This window comes from Mesorhizobium ventifaucium, assembly GCF_935822925.1.
Classification (GTDB): domain Bacteria; phylum Pseudomonadota; class Alphaproteobacteria; order Rhizobiales; family Rhizobiaceae; genus Mesorhizobium; species Mesorhizobium ventifaucium.
Genome location: NZ_CAKXZS010000054.1, coordinates 1 through 4616, shown reverse-complemented (window position 1 = coordinate 4616; position 4616 = coordinate 1). Strand labels below are relative to the sequence as shown.

Below are 4616 nucleotides of genomic sequence, written 5' to 3'. Positions count from 1 at the left end.
GGCGGCAGCGGTGGCAGCGGCGGCAGCGGTGGCAGCGGCGGCAGCGGCGGCGGTGGCGGCAGCGGTGGTAGCGGCGGCAGCGGCGGCAGCGGCGGCAGCGGCGGCAGCGGCGGCAGCGGTGGTAGCGGCGGCAGCGGCGGCAGCGGCGGCGGTGGCGGCAGCGGCGGCTAACGACCCACCAGATATCCGCTCGATAATCGCGAAGGGTGAGCGTCGGAAGACGCTCACCCTTCCGATTGGGATTTGAACTGGAGGGCCCGCGCGAGGGTGACTATCGGCCGCGAAGCTATCTTCACTCCTCCGCGCCGGGCTTCGTCGCAGACCGGCCCTTCAATTGCAGCGACAAACCAGGATCTTCACGGCTCTGTACGCTCATTTGGAGCCCGGCCCTACAGCCGAGGCCGTTGCCACCGCATAGACCGTGCCGTTACAGTCGACAGTTGAAGAGCAGCCAAAACTCGATCATCTCGGCGAAACCATGTCCGCCCACCGGATTCAAACCTCCAAACGCCTCATGCCGAAGACGAACTTTCATCGGGCCGAACGGTCTCCCGAACTGCGGACAATCGTGTCGCTGCCGGAGGAGATGGCAAGGATCCGAAACCTGGCGGAAGCCTGGATAATCCGCAATATTGGAAAAAAGGGTCTGTTTACCTATAGTATTAATCCGTATACGGGCGAGAAATCTGAAAAAAACAATGAACTAAGACAGCTTATGTCGTCGCGCACGTTAGCGGAAATGAGCGTCGGAAACCTCCCGCTTCGCCCTGTTCATCGCCGGAATTTGTCATTCATCATGAATGCATGGTATAGGGAAGAGGGTGGTATTGGTTATATTGAATATGATGGCAAGTCAAAGCTCGGGGCGAATGCGATGCTGCTTCGCACATTTGCGGCAAGCCCTCATTTTGAACAGTTCCAGTCAAAAGCTAGTGCAGCTGCGGAGGGCATCCTTGCGCTTCAGAATGCAGACGGGTCCTTTCGCCCTTGGCTAAAGGAGCCGAATTATTCCTTCGACGCAAAATACCTCTTAACATTTTACTCAGGGGAAGCATTAGTAGCTTTGCTCGAATATTATTTCCGGACTGGATTAACCCGTTATTTCGACGAAGCGGCGCGCAGTGCAGAATTCTATTTAGATGAATATGTCCGCAATATCGAAGATAATTTTTACCCGGCATACGTGCCTTGGCACACCATCGCTTATCGGCATCTATATGAGTTGACGAAAGCCGACAAATTCGCCGAGGCGGTGTTTATTCTGAACGACAAATTGCTGGAACTTCAGGACCGGTCGTACAGGATTGGACGATTCTTCAATCCAGCAACCCCTCAGTACGGCCTTCCGCACGCGTCCTCGGACGGAGTTTACACCGAGGGGCTGGCTTATGCATTCGAGATGGCGCTGCGGACAGGGGATGAGGTGAGAGCGGGGCGATACCTTGACGCTATTATGATCTCGTTGAAAAACATCGCATCCTTGCAGTATAGAGAAAAGCTGGATGAGTCTCCTTTTCCTTTCTATGTCTACCGAGGCGCCATCAGGACAAATGCAGAGAAAAATAGGTGGGCTCGCATAGACAATGTCCAGCATACGATAGACGCTATCCAGGCCTTGGGGAATTTTCTCGGAAGCAAGCAGGCTTCTACATTCGAGCCGGGGCTTTGACTCCCGTCAAAGGACAACCGGGAGCCCCGAATTGCTCCTGCGTTTCTTTACAGGTCGGTGCGGCCAGCATCTCAGTCTGGATCTGTACCATTTCGACCTTCAGCGCCACCCAGGATATTGCTCGTGGTTCTGCTTGACCGGCTCGAGCCATGATGCAAGCATGGGAAAGCGTTTTGAACACATCAGGCTCATAAATGCCGACGTTGGAATATTTGTTGACCCCATCGCCGGAAGAGCTGGCGCAAACCCATGTGCTGTTTTTGGCGCGTCATGCCCTCGACTCAAGCCCGGAGCGTAGGGCCAAGTACGGCTACCACGTAGTCTACCATGCCATCATGCTCGAAACGCTGCGGGGGCTGGGTTTCAGGGTCACGCCTGCGAGCGAGCACGAGGTGCTGTTCGGGCCTCTCGACTTCGATTTCCTCTATGCCATTCACTCGCATGCGATATTCGATGGTCACGAGCTCCTGGCGCCGGCAATCGCGGCCTATCGTGGCGTCCCGTGTCTCGGCGCATCGGCGTCAAGTCGGGCGGTCTCGGAAGACAAGGTATTGGCCAAGCAACTGGCTGCTTCCTTGGGGCTCGATGTCGCGAAGCACAGGATCATGCAGGCCGGTGAGGTCAGCAATGATAAGTTCAGCCTGCCCGGTTCGTGGATTGTCAAGCCGCGAGGGGGTATCGCTTCCGACGCAATTGTAAAGGTCGAGAATGAAGCGGATTGGCGGGATGCGCTGGCAACCATCTCGGATCCGCGTCACGGCGGCCGTGAGTTCATTGCAGAAGAGTTTGTGCCGGGCCTCAATCTGACGGTTCCAATAGTTGAGGGCTTCCCCCCAGGTTCATTGGCGGTCTTCGAGGAGCGCGGCCGCCCTGGCGACAATGTTCTGACCAATGAAGCAAAGCGAGGGCTCAACAGTTCCTACAAGTCCGCTCCTTACGACGGTCCGGGAGCCGAGGAGGTTTCGGAGGCAACCGCGCGATTGGTGGCCGAGATGTCGCCATTCGATTATGCCCGCTTCGACTTCCGTTATGATCCCGACACTCGGCGCGCCGTTTTCATCGAAGTGAACATTGCCTGCAACATGGCGCCGGCCTCCGCGGTCTATCGTTCGGCCGCCCTGCATGGGATCAAGTATGAAGAACTGGTGGGACATGTTTTGACGCACAGTCTCAGACGGCAGAGAAAGCGGCAAAAATAACCGCAAAACCCTCGGTAAGGCACTTCAGTGATGGTCAGCGCATGCAAATTGATATGGTTGACAAATTCGAAGCGTTGGAGCCGCTGAGAGAGAATTGGGACCGGATATATGACTCCGATCCGGAGGCGAATTTTTTCCTGTCGTGGCCATGGATGTCGAATTGGCTGCGACGCCCAGGTTGGATGATTTTGGCTGCGCGGCCGTCTCCCGCAACAAACGAGTATGTCGCCTTCTTCCCTTTGCAACTCGTCACCGGGCTTGATGAGCAGACGGGGTTTTATAGCAGCGTAAGGATGGCCGGCTCGTATTTTGCCACCTATACGGGCTTCATCTGCGTGCCCGAATTCGAAGAGCAAGTCATTTCGGCGTTCGCCGATCGCCTGCAGGCGCTGAATTGGAGAGCACTGCACTGCGACGACATTTCGATCTCGGCCAAGCGCCGTCAAATGCTGCTTGGAAGCTTTTCCGACAGCGATTTTGTGAAAGAAAAGATCGAACGACGTCGCCACACAACCCGGACAGGCGAAAAAATAAATCATGACATCTATATGTATGTCGATTTGCCCGCCGATTGGAACGAATTCCTGGACGGCAACCTTGGCCCGAAAACCCGTCGTGATGTCCGTTATTTTCTTCGTCAGGTCGAAAATAGCGGAGAATACCGGATAAGTTTGGCGGACTTCGAGACAATCCAAAGTGACCTGGAGGTTTTCTTTCAACTTTGGCTTACGCAGTGGGAGGCCAAAAGTCGTGTCTATGCTCAGGGTATTATTGCCAACTGCCGCTATATGTTACTTGAATGCCACAAGGCGGGTGTACTGTTCGCGCCCGTATTGTGGAAAGGCGATACTCCGTTAGGAGTACACATTGCGTTTATCGACAAGTCAAAGCGTTCACTCGTCTGCTTCCTCGTCAGCCGCAATCTCGCAATTCGGAAGCCTCCACCGGGCTTGGTGCTTCACGCCTACAGCATCCGTTGGGCAATTCAAAACGGCCTCAGGACTTACGACCTTGGCACTGGAGATTTTTCGTACAAGTACAGTTTCGGATCGAAGGAGCGGCTTGTAGAGGGTATCCGGATCGACGCCACCAACAGCCGCGGAAACAGGCTGGATCGAAGAAGCCTTCCCTCAGTGATATCGTCGGTGCGAAAGCTGCGTCAGGAGGGGAAGTTCCATCTGGTGGAGCGCGGTTGCAGGCAGGTGCTCGAGACCGAACCGAGCAATCTGGAGGCGCGCCGGCTTCTGAACGAGGTTTTGGCGGCTACGCGTATTGAGGAGCAATTTGCGAGTGCGCTGCAGCGCCATCGGAGCAAGCAATTTTTGGATGCCCAGAGGATTTATCTGCAGGTATTGGCTGCAAATCCCCGGCATTACGGCGCTAATTATCTGTTGGGCGTTCTGTGTCTTCAGGCCGGTCAGTTTCAGGCAGCGGACACCTACCTGGCTCGCGCCACCGAAATCAATCCGAAAGCCGCAGCTGCCTACAACAACAGGGGGCATGCCTTGCGCGGCCTGAAACAGTATGATGAGGCGCTCGCCTGCTACGAGAAAGCCATCGCGGCGAAACCCGATTTCGTGCAGGCTATGAACAATCGGGGGGTTACGCTGCGGGCGTTGGGGCGCATTGATGAAGCACTCGCCAGCTTTGACGAGGCGCTGACGCTCAAACCGGACTTTGCCAAGGCCTTATCTAACCGCAACCAGTTGCGTGTGCCTCTGCCGCGCTAGAGCGTCGGACGCTCAGGT

The 4616-nt window shown here is 55.8% G+C and carries 4 protein-coding genes; all 4 read left to right on the top strand.

Annotated features, from left to right (window positions below; translation table 11 throughout):
• Positions 1 to 247: hypothetical protein (locus NMG70_RS29455; protein ID WP_254027734.1), on the top strand; the 247-nt coding region annotated here is incomplete at its 5' end.
• A gap of 174 nt (positions 248 to 421) precedes the next feature.
• Positions 422 to 1669 carry a glycoside hydrolase family 88 protein gene (locus NMG70_RS29450; protein WP_254027733.1) on the top strand — a complete coding sequence of 416 codons (1248 nt, stop codon included), beginning with the start codon at positions 422 to 424 and terminating at the stop codon, positions 1667 to 1669.
• A gap of 194 nt (positions 1670 to 1863) precedes the next feature.
• Positions 1864 to 2868 (top strand): D-alanine--D-alanine ligase family protein, encoded by a 1005-nt coding sequence (locus NMG70_RS29445; protein ID WP_254027732.1) that lies wholly within the window; start codon positions 1864 to 1866, stop codon positions 2866 to 2868.
• Between the two features lie 41 nt (positions 2869 to 2909).
• Complete coding sequence (locus tag NMG70_RS29440) at positions 2910 to 4598, top strand: GNAT family N-acetyltransferase (protein WP_254027731.1); 1689 nt, start codon at positions 2910 to 2912, stop codon at positions 4596 to 4598.
• Positions 4599 to 4616 lie beyond the last annotated feature (18 nt).

What these genes read in the sequence shown, in the direction of transcription:
- NMG70_RS29445 (WP_254027732.1), top strand. Translation starts at nt 1,864, where the DNA reads ATGCCGACGTTGGAATATTTGTTGACCCCATCGCCGGAAGAGCTGGCG.
- NMG70_RS29440 (WP_254027731.1), top strand. Translation starts at nt 2,910, where the DNA reads ATGCAAATTGATATGGTTGACAAATTCGAAGCGTTGGAGCCGCTGAGA.